We start from the raw sequence: 15,842 nt of genomic DNA, 5'->3' as shown, positions 1-15,842 counted from the left end.
ACAAACAACATGCTTTCGCGAACTGCCGACCACCTGTTTTGGATGTCCCGCTACATGGAGCGGGCGGAGAATACCGCGCGCATGCTCGATGTGAATTACCAGACCTCGCTGCTGCCGCAGTCGGCCGACCGGGCGGAGCAGGGCTGGGCCGGCGTGCTGGGCATCTCCGAGCTGACGCAGGCCTTCCAGAAGAAGCACGATGCGGTGACGCCGGCCAATGTCATCCAGTTCATGGTGCGCGACGCCGGCAACCCGTCGAGCATCGTTTCGTGCCTGGCCGCGGCCCGCGAGAACGCCCGTGCCGTGCGCGGCACGCTGACCACCGAGCTGTGGGAAACCACCAACCAGACCTGGCTCGAATTCAACCGCCAACTGCGCGAAGGTAGCTTCGACCGCGACCCGGCCGCGCTGTTCGAATGGGTGAAGTTCCGCTCGCACCTGTCGCGTGGGGTCTCGGTGGGCACCATGCTGCAGGATGAAGCGCTGCACTTCATCCGCATCGGCACTTTCCTCGAGCGCGCCGACAACACCGCGCGGCTGCTGGACGTGAAGTTCCACGCGCTCGCCGGCGACTACTTCGGCTCCTGGGGCCATGACGACGCGCCCGAGGTCGACTTCTACCACTGGTCGGCGATCCTGCGCTCGGTGTCCGGTTTCGAGATCTACCGCAAGGTCTACCGCAACGTGATCCGGCCCGACAAGGTGGCCGAGTTGCTGATGCTGCGCCCCGACATGCCGCGTTCTTTGGCTGCTTGCATGAACGAGGTGGTGGCCAACCTCGACCATGTCGCCAACGAGCAGAGCAGCGAAACCCAGCGCCGCGCCGGCCGCTTGCGCAGCGACCTGCAGTTCGGCCGCATCGACGAGATCCTGGCCACCGGCCTGCATGCCTTCCTGACGCAGTTCCTCGACCGCGTCAACGACATCGGCGCGGGCATCAGCCGCGATTTCCTGGTCCCTGCATAAAACAAAGAAGGCTTCCCGTGTCGATCCATGTCGCGCTGAACCACGTCACGCACTACAAGTACGACCGCCGTGTGGCCATGTCGCCGCACATCGTGCGCCTGCGCCCGGCGCCGCACTGCCGTACCAACATCCTGTCGTACTCGCTGAAGATCGAGCCCGAGGGCCACTTCATCAACTGGCAGCAGGACCCGTTCGCGAACTACCTGGCGCGGCTGGTGTTCCCGGAGCCGACCACCGAGTTCCGCGTCACCGTCGACCTGGTGGCCGAGATGTCGGTCTACAACCCGTTCGACTTTTTCCTCGAACCCGAAGGCGAGCACTTTCCGTTCAAATACGACGAGGAAGTGAAGAAGGAACTGGCGCCTTACCTGGTGGTCGAGCCGGCGACGCCCAAGCTGAAGGCCTTCGTCGACAGCCTCGACTACACGCCGCGGCGCACCATCGATTTCCTGGTCGAACTGAACCAGCGCCTGCAGCACGAGATCCGCTACCTGATCCGCATGGAGCCCGGTGTGCAGACGCCGGAGCAGACGCTGACCAACGCCTCCGGCTCCTGCCGCGACACCGGCTGGCTGATGGTGCAGGCGCTGCGCCATGTGGGGCTGGCCGCGCGTTTTGTTTCCGGCTACCTGATCCAGCTCAAGCCCGACGTCAAGGCGCTCGACGGGCCGAGTGGCACCGAGATCGATTTCACCGATCTGCACGCCTGGTGCGAGGTGTACCTGCCCGGCGGCGGCTGGATCGGCTTCGACCCCACCTCGGGCCTGCTGGCCGGCGAGGGCCACATCCCGCTGGCCTGCACGCCGCAGCCTTCGAGCGCCGCGCCGGTGAGTGGGGCGGTCGACGAGTGCGAGGTCGAGTTCGGCCATTCGATGTCGATCAGCCGCATCTGGGAATCGCCGCGCGTGACCCAGCCCTACACCGACGCGCAGTGGGCCGACATGCTGGCGCTGGGCACTGCGGTCGACGAACAGCTGGTGGCCGGCGACGTGCGGCTGACCATGGGCGGCGAGCCGACCTTCGTCTCGGTCAGCGACCGCGATGGCGCCGAATGGAATACCGACGCCTTGGGCCCGACCAAGCGCATGGTGGCGCAAGACCTGGTGCAGCGCCTGCGTGCGCATTACGGCAAGGGCGGCTTCCTGCACTTCGGCCAGGGCAAGTGGTACCCGGGCGAGCAGCTGCCGCGCTGGGCGCTGAGCATCTGCTGGCGCGCTGACGGCGAGCCCTGCTGGCACGACCCGGCGCTGTTCGCCGATGAGCGGGACCACCACGCCTACACCACCGCCGACGCCAAGGCCTTCATGACGGCGCTGACGCAGCGCCTGGGCATCACCGACACCCATGTGCAGACCGGCTACGAGGACACCTGGTACTACCTGTGGCGCGAGCGCCGGCTGCCGGTGAATGTCGATCCCTTCGATGCCAAGCTCGACGACGAGCAGGAACGCATCCGCCTGCGCCGCGTGTTCACGCAGGGGCTGGAGTACGCGGTGGGCTATGCGCTGCCGATCAAGCCGGCGCATCACCAAAGTGAGGGCCAAAATGAGGGCCAAAGCCCGAACCTGAGCGGGCCGAAGTGGATCACCGGCCCGTGGTTCTTCCGCGACGAGCGCATGTACCTGTACCCCGGTGATTCGCCGATGGGCTACCGCCTGCCGCTGGATTCGCTGCCCTGGGTCAAGAGCACCGACTACCCGTTTCACATCGAGACCGACCCCTTCGCACCGCGCGGTGCCTTGCCGGCCGCGGCGACGCTGAAGTCGCAGTACGCCGCGCATGTCATCGGCGGCGGTTTTGCCGAAGGCGGCATGGTCGCGGTGCAGCGGCCCTTGGCGGAGCCGGGCGCGGGCGCTGCCGGCGCCGATGGCGGTCCGGCACTGGGTGGTGGCACACCTGGCGTCGGCCTGCGCGGCGCAGGCAGCGGCAAGGGCCTCGCGGCCAACGATGCCAGCGGCGATGCCGGTGCCACGGCAGCCGACCTGCAGCGCGCGCCGCAGCAGGATGAATCGGCACACTGGATCACCCGCACCGCCTTGATCGTCGAGGTGCGTGACCCGCGCCGCGCCAACGGCCCGAAGGCCGAGGCCCAGGGCACGGCCAGCGGCGTGCTGTATGTCTTCATGCCGCCGTTGGAGCGGCTGGAAGACTACCTGGCGCTGCTGGCTGCGATCGAGGCCACGGCGGCGGCGCAAGGCGTCAAGCTTGTCATCGAAGGCTACCCGCCGCCGCGCGACCCGCGCCTGAAGCTGCTGCAGGTGACGCCCGATCCCGGCGTCATCGAAGTCAACATCCACCCGGCGCACGACTGGAACGAACTGGTCGAGCACACCGAGTTCCTGTACGACGCGGCCTGGCAGTCGCGCCTGTCGACCGAGAAGTTCATGCTCGATGGCCGCCACACCGGCACCGGCGGCGGCAACCACTTCGTGATGGGCGGGGCACGTCCTGCAGATTCACCGTTCCTGCGCCGGCCGGACCTGCTGGCCTCGCTGCTGGCGTATTGGCACAACCACCCGGCGCTGAGCTACCTGTTCTCGGGCCTGTTCATCGGCCCGACCAGCCAGGCGCCGCGCGTCGACGAGGCGCGCAACGACCAGCTGTATGAGCTGGAACTGGCGATGGGCGAGATCGAGCGCGCCAAGTCGGTGTACGGCCAGCAGATGCCGCCGTGGCTGGTCGACCGCACGCTGCGCAACATCCTGATCGACGTCACCGGCAACACCCACCGCAGCGAGTTCTGCATCGACAAGCTGTATTCGCCCGATTCGGCCACCGGCCGGCTGGGCCTGCTGGAGCTGCGTGCCTTCGAGATGCCGCCGCATGCGCGCATGAGCATCGTGCAGCAGCTGCTGCTGCGCGCGCTGGTGGCGCGTTTCTGGAACGAGCCTTACCGCGGCGAACTGGTGCGCTGGGGCACCGAACTGCACGACCGCTTCCTGCTGCCCACCTTCGTGTGGATGGACATGGAGGACGTGATCGAGGAAATGGGCTTGGCCGGCTACGACTTCAAGTCCGAATGGTTCGCGCCGCATTTCGAGTTCCGCTTCCCGAAGGTCGGCGAACTGACGGCGCGTGGCGTGCACATGAGCCTGCGCAATGCGCTGGAGCCCTGGCACGTGATGGGCGAGGAGGGCGCGCAGGGCACGACGGTGCGCTATGTCGATTCATCGCTGGAGCGGCTGGAGCTCAAGCTCAGCGGGCTGGTCGATCCGCGCCACATCGTCACCGTCAACGGCCAGGCCGTGCCGCTGCAGCCCACCGGCCGCGTCGGCGAATTCGTCTGCGGCGTGCGCTACCGTGCATGGCAGGCGCCGTCGTCGCTGCACCCGACGATCCCGTCGCACGCGCCGCTGGTCATCGACCTGGTCGACCGCTGGATGCAGCGCTCGCTGGGCGGCTGCCAGTACCACGTGGCCCATCCGGGCGGCCTGAGCTATGCCACCTTCCCGATCAATGCCTTCGAGGCCGAGAGCCGGCGCCTGGCGCGCTTTTTCACCATCGGCCACACGCCCGGGCAGATGCAGGTCAAGCCGGCGGTACGCAGCCTGGAGTTCCCGTTCACGCTGGACTTGCGTACGGCTGGCCGCTGATGAATGTGGCCCCCTACATGCCTTCGGCATGGTCCCCCCGAGGGGGATCAGGCGCCTTGGGGCGGCCCTGCGCCGCCTGAATCGGGGGCGGAAATTCGGGTCAAGCGGGGAGGGCCCGATGCGGCAAGCGTCCGGCAACGGGCATGATCGGGGCATGCAAAGCAGCCTGCTCGCCGAAGACGACGGACCGGATGCCGCCGCGCTGGCCGCGGCGGTGGCCCACCGTGGCACGGTGAATCAATACGACGAACTGCGCGCGGGCCTGACGCGGCCCGGCGCTCCCGCCGAACTGGCGCCGCTGTGGCGCCAGTTCTTCGACAGCCTGGGCGCCGAGGGCTGGGCCGATCTGCGCGCGCGCCAGCTGCGTGTGCAGCAGCGTGTGCGCGAAGACGGCGCCACCTACAACGTCTATGCCGAGCAGGCCGAGGCCAGCCGGCCCTGGCCGCTGGAGCTGCTGCCCTTTCTCGTCAGCGCCGAAGACTGGGCCGTGATCGAGCAGGGCGTGCAACAGCGCGCCAAGCTGCTGGAGCTGACGCTGGCCGACATCTACGGTCCGCAGACCCTGTTGCGCGATGCACTGCTGCCGCCGCCGCTGGTGTTTGCGCACCCGCAGTACCTGCGGCCGGTGCACGGCCTGTGGCCGCGCGGCAACACGCATCTGCACATCGCTGCCTTCGACCTGGCGCGCACGCCCGACGGCGGTTTCACCGTGCTGGCGCAGCGGCTGCAGGCACCCTCGGGGCTGGGCTACCTGCTCGAGAACCGGCTGATCATCGGCCCGCAGCTGCACGACGAATTCTTTGCACTGCGCGTGCAGCGCCTGGCCTCGACCTTCCGCTCGCTGCTCGATGGGCTGATGCAGGCCAGCCCGGCCGGCGAACGCTCGCGCATCGTGCTGCTGACGCCCGGTCCGCTGAACGAAACCTATTTCGAGCAGGTGTTCCTGGCGCGCTACCTGGGCGTCACGCTGGTCGAAGGCTCGGACCTCACGGTGCGCGGCAACCGCCTGTACCTGAAGACGCTGCACGGCCTGGAGCGCGTGCACGTGCTGCTGCGCCGCGTCGACGACGAGTTCCTCGACCCGCTGGAGCTGCGCCCCGATTCCGCGCTCGGCGTGCCCGGCCTGCTGCAGGCCTTGCGGGCGGGTGAACTGGTGATGGCCAACGCGCCGGGCGCCGGCTTCCTGGAAAGCCTGGGCCTGTCGGCCTTCTGGCCGGCAGTGGCCGAGCGCCTGCTGGGCCAGGAACTGCTGCTGCCGGCGCCCACCACCTGGTGGTGCGGCGAAGCGGCGGTGTGGGCCGCGCAGCGTGAGCACCTGGACGAGTTCATCGTCGTGCCGACCTTCCCGAGCAGCGGCATCGCGGCCCAGGTGGTGGCGCGGCTCGACGACAAGGCACGCGCCGACCTGATCGCCCGCATCGACGCCGACCCGGCCGCCTACACGCTGCTGGTGCCGCAGCGCCCCAGCGAAACCCCGGTCTGGGCCGAGGGCCAGCTGTGGCCGCGCGCCGCGGTGATGCGCGTCTACGCGCTGGCCGACGGCAGCGGCGGCTGGCGCGTGCTGCCCGGCGCGCTGACCCGCGTGGCCGGCCGCGACGAGGCGATGCACGACCCGCTGCTGTCGATGCAAAGCGGCAGCGCCAGCGTCGACACCTGGGTCATCGCCAGCGGCGCGGTCGACCGCACGTCCTTGCTGCCCAAGGCACTGTCGGCGGCCGAACTGGAGGGCTGGCACCGCACGGTGTCCAGCCGTGCCGCGGAGAACCTGTTCTGGCTCGGCCGCTACACCGAACGCGCGGAGAACTCCGCGCGCCTGGCGCGGGTGATGCTGGAGGCGCTGCCCGAGGCCAGCGAGCCGGTGTTGCGCCTGCTGGACGCGCTGGCGCGCCACCACGGCCTGGTCGATTCGGCGGTGCCGGCGCCATGGCAATCGATGCGCCTGTTCGAGCGGGCGCTGGTGCATGGCCTGGGGCTGGACAGCGAGCTCACCAGCGTCAGCTACAACCTGCGCGCCTTGCGCGACTGTGCGCAGGCGCTGCGCGAACGTCTGTCGCCCGAACACTGGAAGCTGATCCACGAGGTCGGTGACCATTTCGAGCACCACCTGGGCGCGGTGCTCGAAGAAGGCGAAGGCCATGTCACCGCGCCCGATGTGCTGGGCGTGCTGGCGCGTGCCGCCACCCACCTGGCCGCCATCACCGGCGCGCAGACCGACCGCATGACGCGTGACGACGGCTGGCGCCTGCTCTCGGTGGGCCGGCAGATCGAGCGGCTGGACATGCTCTCGCATGCGCTGGCGCTGGGCTTCGAGCACGGCGTGCACGAGGCCGACGACGGCTTCGCGGTGCTGCTGGGCCTGTTCGACAGCATCATCACCTACCGCGCGCAGTTCCAGGCCCGGCGCGAGGTGCTGCCGCTGCTGCACCTGCTGGTCTTCGACACCGACAACCCGCGCTCGCTGGCCTGGGTGGCGCGCACGATGCGCGAGCGCCTGCGCAAGCTGGCGCGGCAGGATGCGGCGTGGGTGGCGCAGATCACCGCCGCGCTGCCGGCGCCTGAAACTTGGTCGCTCGAAAAGATGGCCACGCCCGATGCCGGGCAGCGCCTGTCCGACCTGATCGAAGCGCTGAACGGCTGCAGCCAGGCGGCGCGCACGCTGTCCGATGAGATCGGCCGCCATCTCTTCGTGCACGTGGTGTCCGAAGAACGCTCGGTGTGGCAATGACGGCGAGCCAGGAGCAGTCGCAGGGACCCGGTTCGGGCCAGCGTCAAAGCCAGGGTCAAGCTCAGGGTGCCCGGCCGGTGACCGGCCCGCGCATGCTGGCCGTGCGCCACGAGACCTGCTACGACTACGACACGCCGGTGGAAGTGGCGCACCACAGTGCCCACCTGCGCCCGCGCGAGACCGAACTGCAGCGTGTGCAGGGCTGGGAGCTGCGCATTGACCCGGCGCCCGAAGGCGGCCGGGACGCGGTGCAGGAAAGCCGCGATGCCTTCGGCAACTGGCGCCATGGTTTCAGCCACGCGCGGGTCCATGAGCGCCTGACGGTGGTGTCGCGCTTTCGCGTGCAACTGCTGCCGCCGCCGCTGCTGGATGTCGACAACAGCCCGCCCTGGCAGCAGGTGGCGCAGTCGCTGCGCTACCGGGCCGGCGCGCAGCAGCCCGATGCCGTGGAGTTCGTGCTCGGCTCGCCGTTTGCGGCCCACCATGCGCTGCTGGCCGAATTCGGCAACGGCTTGTTCGAGCCCGAGCGCCCGCTGCTGGGCCTGGCCTGGGCGCTGATGGACCGGGTGCACGAGCGCATCCGCTACCAGCCGCACAGCACCGATGTCGCCACCGATGCGCTGCAGGCCCTGAAGCAGGGCCGCGGCGTGTGCCAGGACTTCGCGCACCTGATGATCGGCACGCTGCGCTCACACGGCCTGGCGGCCCGCTACATCAGCGGTTATCTGCTGACGCAGCCGCCGCCCGGCCAGCCGCGGCTGGTGGGGGCCGATGCCTCGCATGCCTGGGTGGCGGTGTGGTGCCCGCTGAACGGCTGGGTGGCGCTGGACCCGACCAACAACGTGGCGGTGGCGCAAGACCACGTCACGCTGGCCCATGGCCGCGACTATGCCGACGTGGCGCCGCTGCGCGGCGTGATCCGCGGTGGCGGCAGCACGCCGCCGCATGTCGGCGTCACTGTCGAGCCGTTAACATGAGACCCCGGCGGTCTGGCTCCGTTCACGATCGCGCTCCCCTGGTCGCTGCGCGGCCTGTCCCCGCCGGGGACGCATATCACCACTAACTGCTGAAACCGATGGCCGCTGCCAGCCTGCTTGCCCTGCTCGACGACATTGCCCTGGTGCTCGACGATGTCGCGCTGCTGACCAAGGTGGCCGCCAAGAAGACCTCCGGCGTGCTGGGCGACGACCTGGCGCTCAATGCCCAGCAGGTGGCCGGCATCCGCGCCGAGCGTGAACTGCCGGTGGTCTGGGCGGTGGCGCGTGGCTCCTTCGTCAACAAGCTGATCCTGGTGCCCGCGGCGCTGCTGATCAGCGTGTTTGCGCCCTGGGCCATCCTGCCGCTGCTGATGATCGGCGGCGTCTACCTGTGTTTCGAAGGCGTCGAGAAGCTCGCGCACAAGTTCCTGCACAGCCCGGCCGAGGATGCGCAGCACGAGAAGGATGTGGTCAAGGTGCTGATCGATCCGCAGGCCGACCTGGTGGCCTTCGAGCGCGACAAGATCCGCGGCGCGGTGCGCACCGACTTCATCCTGTCGGCCGAGATCATCGTGATCACGCTGGGCACGGTGGCCGACAAGCCGCTGGCGGTGAAGGCCATGGTGCTGGCCGGCATCGCGGTGATCATGACCATCGGCGTCTACGGCCTGGTGGCCGGCATCGTCAAGCTCGACGACGCCGGCCTGTGGCTCAGCCAGCGCGCCGGCGCGCTGCAGCAGGCCATCGGCCGCGTGCTGCTGGTCGCGGCGCCGTGGTTGATGAAGTTCCTGTCGGTTGCCGGCACCGCGGCGATGTTCCTCGTCGGCGGCGGCATCCTGGTGCACGGCTGGCCGGCGCTGCATCACTTCGTCGACAGCCTGACGCACGGCCCGGTGGGGCCGGTGGCGACGCTGCTGGCTATGGCCGCCGAGGCGCTGGCCGGTATCGTCGCCGGCGCGCTGGCGCTGGTGATCGCGACCTTGGGGCAGAAGCTGCTGCGGCGATCGGCGGCCTGACGCGACGGCTCCCAGCTTCGACGCGTCGTGCGATAGCGGCCGGAACAACTTGTCGAGGTCCTGCCGCTTCCTGGCCGCGGTCAGAACGTCGATGGTGGTTTTGTATGATGGTACGCATTGCGTCCTATCAGCAGGTACCGCCCGTGGGACTCCCCATCTCGACAATGTCCCTGGCCGACTTCATGGCCTGGGAGAGTCAGCAGGACACGCGCCACGAGTTCTTTCGTGGCGAGGTGTTTGCGATGACCGGCGGCTCGGCTCGACACAACCGCGTGATCCTCAACCTGGCGTCGCGCCTGGCTCAGCATCTGGACGGCACACCCTGCCAAGTCTTTGCCGAGTCGATGAAGGTCCAGCTTGCCAACGAGGCCATCCTCTACCCCGATGTCATGGTGACCTGCGGCAAGGCCCAGGCCGGCGACGAGCAGACCGTCACTGACCCCAAGCTCATCATCGAGGTCCTGTCGCCGTCCACCCAGGGCTATGACAGGCGCAACAAGTTCATCCTCTACCGCAGTCTGCAGGCGCTGCGCGAGTACGCGCTGATCGATCCGGCGTCGCGTGAGGTCGAGGTGTTCACGCTGACAGCCGGAGGATGGCTGCTATCGGATCAAACCCGGGCGGCTGAGTTGGTCCTGGCCAGCATCGATTGCCGACTGCCGATGGACGCCGTTTTCAAGGGCGTCGAGAGCGCGCAGCCCGGCGTCGACGAATCCGCAGCGTGAGCGTCCGGGCCGCTGCAGCCCGATCACCAGGCCGCGCCGCTCCCCGTCAACGCCCGGTGCGCCAGCACGAAGGTCGCGGCATTCCAGCTCTGGCCGGCCATGCCCATCGGGGCCAGCGTGCGGCCGTGGAACCACTCGGTGAAGCGCCAGTCGTCCAGGCTGTTGACGCGGGCCAGTTCGCCCAGCTGCTGCCAAGCCAGATCCTGCAGGCCCAGCCGGGCCAGCGCCATGACCCAGAAGCCGCCGACGAAGGGCCAGATGCCGCCGTTGTGGTACTGGTGCACGAGGTTCTGCTGGTGGCGCACCATGTAGGCCTGCCACAGCGCGTGCTGGCGCGACAGCGGATGCAGCACCACGCGGATGGGATACGGGTGCGCGGCGCCGGCGGTGCCGAGCGTCTGCACGATGCCATGGCCCTTGGATTCGCTGGCCGCACCGCACAGGATGGCCAGCAGGTTGCCGAACACGTCGCCCTCGTTGCCAGCGAAGGCCAGGTTGACGAAGCTCAGGTACAGCCCGGGGTCGCGCCGGCCGCGGCGCGCGTAGTGCTGCAGCAGGCGCGCGCGGTGGTACTCGGGCAGGTCGCGCTGAAAGGGGTCGAACAGGTGGTTGAAGTGCTGGTGCGTGGCCTGCGCGTCAGGCAGCGCGAAGCGGCGCTTGACCTCGACCCACAGCGCGTTGGTGTAGAGCACGTAGCCCGAGCGCGGCATGATGTCGGCCCAGTCGCTGGCCTCGTTCTGCTGCAGCAGCCGGAAGCGCTGGTGCTCCTGCGCCTGCAGCCAGCGGATGGCCCGCGCCACGCCGTCCTGCCAGTGCGTAGCGCCCACCGTGCCGTGGCGCCGCACATGGTCCACCGCGATCAGCCACCACAGCGTGGCGTCGATGCAGCCCAGGTACCAGAAGTCGGCATCGGCGCCGTCCGGGTCCACGTACTTCGGGATCTGGCCGTTGGCGGCCTGCTCCTTGGCCAGCGCCTCCAGGCTGGCGACTGCCGCCTGCTCCAGCAGCGAGTCACCGCTGCCGCACATCGCCAGCACGCAGATCGCGGCGTCGCGGCCGAAGATGCGGGTGTAGCGGCGGGCTTCGGCGGCTTCGGTGCGGCTGGCCGCCAGGATGCCGTGCGGGCTGAGGTTGCGCCGCAGCAGCGCCAGCGATGCGTGCAGGCCGGCGGCTATCAAGCGCGCCGGTCCCGGCTGTCCTTGCCGTCCCGGGTGTCACGCGGAAACCAGCGTTCGATCAAGGCCGCGGCCCGGTCGCGGCCGCCGAGGCCGAAGGACAGCGCCAGCGCCACCACCACGCCGGACAGCAGGATCAGGAAGGTCTGCTGGATCAGGCCACCGCCGATGTCCAGGTGGTCGACCGCGAGCAGCACCACGAAGGCCATCACGCCGTACTGCATCAGGCGGCCGAGCAGTTCGCCGTCGCTGATCTCGGCGCCGCGGCAGTAGCTTTGCACGGCATTGCCGGCGAAGCGCGCGAAATAACTGCCGAACACCACGACCAGCAGCGCCACCAGCAGGCGCGGCCCGAACAGCAGCACGCGGCCGAGCAGATCGGTGACCTGGGTCAGGCCCAGGCTGTTGAAGGCGATGATCAGCGAGGCCAGGATCACCAGCGCATAGGCGATCCAGCCGAACAGCTCGACCGTGTCCTTCTGCGTGCCGCCTTGCTGCAGGAAGTTGTCGATGCCGGCCCGTTCGGTCAGCACATGGAAGTTCAGCGCACGCAAGGCCTTGACGACGCTGAAGCGGAAGGCCTTGGCCACCAGCCAGCCCAGGATCAGCACGCCCACGGCCAGCACCAGGCGGGGCATGAAGGCGCCCACCTGCTGCAGCAGCGCGCGCAGCGGCTCGAGCACGACATCGATGTTCTGCATGGTCCGTCCTGTTGTGTCTTGCGTCTTGGGTCTTGCGTGTCGTTGGCGTCCGCTTGCGGGGGCTCAATCGGCAACGCCGGCCAGTGCCGCGATGCCGGCCAGTGGCACCGCAACCCAATCGGGCCGATTGTCGATTTCGTAGCGCAGCTCGTACAGCGCCTTCTCCAGCTCGAACAGGTCGAGCAGCGGCTGGGCCGCATCGAATCCGGCGCCGGCGCCGTACAGGCCGCCGGCCTGCATCGCGCTTCGGTAGGTGGCGAGGAAGGCGGCCCGCACGCGCCGTTCCCAGTCGCGCGCTACGTGCGCCAGGCGCTCCGGCTCGCCGGCGCCCGGCGCCACGTGGCGCAAGGCGGTGTGCCGCGCATAGTTGAACGAGCGCAGCATGCCGGCCACGTCGCGCAGCGCGCTCTGCTTGGTGCGCCGCTCGTCGAAGCCGCGCTGCGGCTCGCCTTCGAAATCGATGATGTAGAAGTCGTCGCGGCAGACCAGCACCTGGGCCAGGTGCAGGTCGCCGTGGATGCGCGTCTTCAGGCCCACCGGCGCGGCGAGCGCGGCGCTGTCGATGCGGGCCAGTAAGCTGTCCCGGGCCTGGCTCACCCGCAGCGCCAGTTCGTCGACGGCGATGGCCCAGCTGCTGCGGCGCTCCTCGATCAGCGCCAGGCTGCGTTGGCATTCCTCGCGCACCAGCGCGCACCAGTGTTGCAGGTCCGCGGCCTGCACCGGCTCGGGGTCGAAAGCCGGGCGGCCGGTGCGCCGGGCCAGTGCCAGGTGCAGCTCGGCCACGCGCTGGGCCAGCACCTGGATGCGCTCGACCGAGGCCTCGGCGCCGCTGTCGTCCGGGGCGATCTCTGCCGGCGCCTCGAGCAGGCGCTTGAGCTGCTCGACGACGTAGACCCAGGCGTCGCCCTGGTTGGTCAGCTGGGCCTGCAGCAGCGCCAGGGTCCACACCGTGCCATCGGCGGCGTGGTAGTCGACACTGCCGGCCACCGGCACGCAGTTGGCGTAGGCCACCACGTCGGTCAGGTGCCGGCCCATCTCCAGCTCGGGGTTCAGGCCGGGCTGCAGGCGCCGGTAGGCTTTCAGGAACAGGCGTTCGCCAAGCAGGCTGACGGAGTTGCTGCTCAGCGTCAGGCGATGCAGCGGCGTCGCGCCGCTCAAGGTATCGCCGACCACCTCGGCGAAGGCCTCTGCCGGCGTGAAGCGCAGCGTGCCGCCCTCGGCCTTCAGCACCTTGTTGGCGCCAATGGCCTCGACCAGCGCGCGGCAGAAGGGCTCGTCGGCCATCGCGTCGGCCAGCAGCCCCATCCTGGCCTGCTGGCGCACCTTGGCCACGGCCAGCCCGGTCAGGCTGCGCGTGCGCTCTTCGTCGTCGTCGTCGAAGACCATGGTCAAGGGCATGAAATAACGTGCAGAGCCGCTGGGGCCTTGCGCGTCGGCCAGTGTCAGCAGCCATTCGTGGCGGCCCGATGTCAGCGTGACATGTTCGACCAGCGTCACGCGTTGCAGCAGGTCGCCCTTGGCCGCGAACCAGCGCTGGCGCTTCAGGAAGATCGGCAACTGCTCTTGTTCGAGTTGCGCCCGCGTGCGTTCGGCCAGGGCAATGCGCCAGGGCACGACACGGTTGCGGAACAGGCTGTTCCAGCCGTCGAACATCACCACCACCGTGAGGTCTTCGATCGGCAGTCTCTCGATGTGCCAGCGCGGCGGCGCGGCGTCGGTGGACAGCCGGAACCAGAAGAAGCCGTAGCCCGGCAGCGTCAGCAGGTAGGGTAGGTCGCCAACCGGCGGGAAGCTGTTGCGGCCCAGCATTTCCACCGGCACGCGCGACTTCCAGGCGGCCAGCTCCAACTCCACTGGCTGGGCCACGCGGCTCAGGTTGGCCACGCACAGGATCACGTCGTCGCCATGCTCGCGCACGTAGGCCAGCACCTTGCGGTTGCCCGGGTGCAGCATCGTGAACTCGCCGCGGCCGAAGGCCTGGCTGCTGCCGCGCACGGCCAGCATGCGGCGCGTCCAGGCCAGCAGCGACGAAGGCTCGCGCGATTGCGCCTCGACGTTGACGGCTTCGAAGCCGTAGATCGGATCGCGGATCGGCGGCAGGTACAGGCGCTGCGGGTCGGCGCGCGAGAAGCCGCCGTTGCGGTCGTTGGCCCACTGCATCGGCGTGCGCACGCCGTCGCGGTCGCCGAGGAAGATGTTGTCGCCCATGCCGATCTCGTCGCCGTAGTACAGCACCGGTGTGCCGGGCATCGATAGCAGCAGGCTGTTCATCAGCTTGATGCGCTCGGTGTCGTTCTCCAGCAGCGGCGCCAGGCGGCGGCGAATGCCCAGGTTGATGCGCGCCCGCGCGTCGGAGGCGTACATGCTGTACATGTAGTCGCGCTCCTTGCTGGTCACCATCTCCAGCGTCAGCTCGTCGTGGTTGCGCAGGAAGATGGCCCACTGGCAGTTGGGTGGGATGTCCGGCGTCTGCGCCAGGATCTCGACCACCGGGTGCCGGTCTTCCTGCGCGATGGCCATGTACATGCGCGGCATCAGCGGGAAGTGGTAGGCCATCTGGCATTCGTCGCCCTCGCCGAAATATTCGCGCACGTCCTCGGGCCACATATTGGCCTCGGCCAGCAGCAGGCGGCCCGGGTAGTGCTGTTCGAGGCGGTGGCGGATGGACTTGATGACGTCGTGCGTTTCGCGCAGGTTCTCGTTGTTGGTGCCGTCGCGCTCGATCAGGTAGGGGATGGCGTCGAGCCGGAAACCGTCGACGCCCATGTCGAGCCAGAAGGCCATGGTCTTGAGCACCGCCTCCAGCACCGCCGGGTTGTCAAAGTTCAGGTCGGGCTGGTGGCTGAAGAAGCGGTGCCAGAAGTATTGGCCGGCCACTTCGTCGAAGGTCCAGTTGGACTTCTCGGTGTCGGTGAAGATGATGCGCGTGCCGCTGTACAGCGTGGGGTCGTCGCTCCAGACGTAGAAGTTGCGTTCCGGCGAGCCCTTGGGCGCGCGGCGCGCAGCCTGGAACCAGGGGTGCTGGTCGGAGGTGTGGTTGACCACCAGCTCGGTGATCACGCGCAGGTTGCGACGGTGGGCTTCGGCCACGAAGGCGCGGAAGTCGTCCAGCGTGCCATACGACGGGTGCACGTTTTCGTAGTCGGCCACGTCGTAGCCGTCGTCGCGCAGTGGCGAGGGGTAGAAGGGCAGCAGCCAGATCGTGTTGACGCCCAGCGACTGCACATGGTCCAGGTGCTCGGTCAGGCCGCGAAAATCGCCGATGCCGTCGCCGTTGGCATCGGCATAGGCCTTGATGTGCAGCTCATAGATGACGGCGTCCTTGTACCAGAGGGGGTCGCTGTCGATGGCCGCCTGGGGCGCGGCAGCAGTCAGGTCGAGCTCGGTGGCGGCATCCACGGTGGGCCCTGGTTTTTGCGTGTTATTCAGTTGGCTACAGGAAGTAGTCGAAATCGTTCTCGCGCAGCAAACGCGCCCGCAGTTGCATCACCTGCGCGGGGCAGCGCTGCGGGTCGATGCTGACGTAGTTGCGCGCCCCATGCCACAGGAAGTGTGCGCCCGAGATCAACTCGTGCATCTGGTAGCTCTGCTGCGGCGCGATGCCGAAAGCCTCTGGATCCAACTCGAGCCAGCCACTCTGGGTGTGCTGCGGGTCGAGGTTGACGACGCAGACGATGATGTTGCTGCGATCGGGCGAGACCTTGGCATAGGCGATCAGCTGCTCGTTGTCGACGGCCAGGAAGCGCAGGCCGTCATCGCGTTGCAGGGCAGGGTTGTCGCGCCGTGCGCGGTTGAGCACGCCGATGAAATCGGCCAGCGAGTCCTCGCGTTCGCGCGGCCAGTGGCGCAGCTGGAACTTCTCCGAATCCAGGTATTCCTCGCCGCCCGGGCGCAGCGCGGCATGTTCCAGCAACTCGTAGGCCGGGCCGTAGAGGCCGTAGTTCGCGCCCAGCGTGGCGGCCAG

The 15,842-nt window shown here is 68.7% G+C and carries 9 protein-coding genes and 1 pseudogene; 6 read left to right on the top strand and 4 right to left on the bottom strand.

Going from position 1 to position 15,842, the window contains the following annotated elements; genetic code table 11:
- Nucleotides 1-9 precede the first annotated feature (9 nt).
- The 6 genes from VLK61_RS01300 (at nt 10) to VLK61_RS01275 (ending at nt 10,002) form a co-directional block, all read left to right on the top strand.
- Nucleotides 10-966, top strand: coding sequence for an alpha-E domain-containing protein (locus tag VLK61_RS01300; RefSeq protein WP_325417479.1), 957 nt, complete (start codon nt 10-12; stop codon nt 964-966).
- A gap of 17 nt (nt 967-983) precedes the next feature.
- Nucleotides 984-4,559: a DUF2126 domain-containing protein gene (locus tag VLK61_RS01295; protein ID WP_325417477.1), complete on the top strand. Its 3,576-nt coding sequence runs from the start codon at nt 984-986 to the stop codon at nt 4,557-4,559.
- A gap of 154 nt (nt 4,560-4,713) precedes the next feature.
- The gene (locus VLK61_RS01290) at nt 4,714-7,284 is read left to right on the top strand and encodes a circularly permuted type 2 ATP-grasp protein (protein ID WP_325417475.1); all 2,571 of its coding nucleotides are present in this window, start codon (nt 4,714-4,716) and stop codon (nt 7,282-7,284) included.
- 77 nt (nt 7,285-7,361) lie between these two features.
- Entirely contained in the window at nt 7,362-8,261 is a 900-nt protein-coding gene (locus VLK61_RS01285) for a transglutaminase family protein (protein WP_325417473.1), read from the top strand.
- A gap of 98 nt (nt 8,262-8,359) precedes the next feature.
- Complete coding sequence (locus VLK61_RS01280; protein WP_325417471.1) at nt 8,360-9,277, top strand: DUF808 domain-containing protein; 918 nt, start codon at nt 8,360-8,362, stop codon at nt 9,275-9,277.
- A gap of 164 nt (nt 9,278-9,441) precedes the next feature.
- A complete protein-coding gene (locus VLK61_RS01275) occupies nt 9,442-10,002 on the top strand; it encodes a Uma2 family endonuclease (RefSeq protein WP_325417469.1) in 561 nt (186 codons plus the stop codon).
- Nucleotides 10,003-10,025: 23 nt separating this feature from the next.
- Here VLK61_RS01275 and VLK61_RS01270 read toward each other — a convergent pair whose 3' ends face one another.
- The 4 genes and pseudogenes from VLK61_RS01270 to VLK61_RS01255 all read right to left on the bottom strand — a co-directional run.
- Complete coding sequence (locus tag VLK61_RS01270; protein ID WP_325417467.1) at nt 10,026-11,180, bottom strand: amylo-alpha-1,6-glucosidase; 1,155 nt, start codon at nt 11,178-11,180, stop codon at nt 10,026-10,028.
- Nucleotides 11,177-11,878: a mechanosensitive ion channel family protein gene (locus VLK61_RS01265; protein ID WP_325417465.1), complete on the bottom strand. Its 702-nt coding sequence runs from the start codon at nt 11,876-11,878 to the stop codon at nt 11,177-11,179. Before VLK61_RS01265 ends, VLK61_RS01270 begins: the two co-directional genes overlap by 4 nt.
- Nucleotides 11,879-11,941: 63 nt before the next feature.
- Nucleotides 11,942-15,277 (bottom strand): maltose alpha-D-glucosyltransferase, encoded by a 3,336-nt coding sequence (gene treS / locus VLK61_RS01260; protein WP_325417463.1) that lies wholly within the window; start codon nt 15,275-15,277, stop codon nt 11,942-11,944.
- A 34-nt stretch (nt 15,278-15,311) separates the two neighbouring features.
- Nucleotides 15,312-15,842 (bottom strand): annotated as a pseudogene (locus tag VLK61_RS01255) (alpha-1,4-glucan--maltose-1-phosphate maltosyltransferase); the annotation flags it as partial.

It is taken from the genome of Aquabacterium sp., assembly GCF_035476535.1.
Lineage (GTDB): Bacteria > Pseudomonadota > Gammaproteobacteria > Burkholderiales > Burkholderiaceae_C > Pseudaquabacterium.
The sequence above is the reverse complement of the archived record's forward strand: the minus strand, read 5'-3'. Positions and strand labels throughout refer to the sequence as shown.